Origin of the sequence: Brumimicrobium salinarum (genome assembly GCF_002844555.1) — a bacterium.
Taxonomy (GTDB): Bacteria; Bacteroidota; Bacteroidia; order Flavobacteriales_D; family Crocinitomicaceae; genus Brumimicrobium; species Brumimicrobium salinarum.
In genome coordinates this window covers 1-1,126 of sequence record NZ_PJNI01000032.1, presented here as the reverse complement: position 1 = coordinate 1,126, position 1,126 = coordinate 1, and the positions used below count along the sequence as shown (strand labels likewise).

The window sequence follows — 1,126 nt, the reverse complement described above, 5'->3', positions numbered from 1 at the left end:
CAGAGGTACTAATCAATTACCAAATCCTCCAATTATAATAGGTATTACTATAAAAAAAATCATAACCAAAGCATGCGCTGTAACCACCACATTAAACAAATGATCATCACCCAATAATCTTCCAACCTGTCCCAACTCCGCCCGAATTAAAACTCTTATTGCTGTCCCTACTATAGCAGACCAAGCACCAAACAACAAATATAACGTTCCAATATCTTTATGATTAGTTGAATATAACCATCGCAGTAATTAGTTATAAACTTCAAATTGCAAATTTGAAATTAACCTAATAAATCTAAGATGAAAGACTGTAAATCTTTATGACACATTTAACCTTGAAAATTAATAGAATATTTTCTTAAACTTCTACATTAATATATAAAAAAATAATACACCAATAAAACACACTACTTCCCCTCAAGAAAATATTGATACTCTCACCCCCCACCCTAATATATTTATCCCTATCAAAACAACATCATACAACACCCGTATATATACATAAAGAATCCCCACCGAACCAACTAACATCAAAATTAATAACCCAAAATCAAACTCCCACAACAAATAAAAAGTCAATCACTTTAAAACAAAACCAATTATGGGCGGAATTCCCCCCAAACTCAAAATTATTAAAACTAATCTCCTTTTATAATAAACACTAACTCCTCTATTTAAACATTCAATGTTTATTTTAATTACTAAATCAATAACCCCCCCTATTATCACTCCATAGACAAATAAATACATTCACCATCCTTTAGACCCCTCCATCAAAAAGCTTATCATTCACCCTATATGAAACACTGAAGAATACCCCAAAACTGCCCTCATTCTAACCTGATTAAACACCCCAAAAACTCCCACAACAAGACTAAAGCCCCCTAATAAAATAACCACAACAGTCAATAACTCACTCAACATCAACAAAAGAATAATCTTCTGAAATACTATTAAAATAAAATTTACACTTCAACGGAATCCTTTTACTACTTTAACATACCAAAAATAAAAAGGGCCCGCCCCCATTTTTATTGCTAGCAATAAAGCTCAACCCACATCTCTTCACCCAACATAAAGCATCCCTAAAAGTATACCAGATCCTAGTCTTTGTACAAAAAAATAC

At 32.1% G+C, this 1,126-nt stretch carries 2 protein-coding genes; both read right to left on the bottom strand.

What is annotated here, in order from left to right; translation table 11 throughout:
• Positions 1-12: 12 nt before the first annotated feature.
• Positions 13-213: a hypothetical protein gene (locus tag CW751_RS16060; protein ID WP_369333244.1), complete on the bottom strand. Its 201-nt coding sequence runs from the start codon at positions 211-213 to the stop codon at positions 13-15.
• A 576-nt stretch (positions 214-789) separates the two neighbouring features.
• Positions 790-954, bottom strand: coding sequence for a proton-conducting transporter transmembrane domain-containing protein (locus CW751_RS16055; RefSeq protein WP_369333243.1), 165 nt, complete (start codon positions 952-954; stop codon positions 790-792).
• Positions 955-1,126 lie beyond the last annotated feature (172 nt).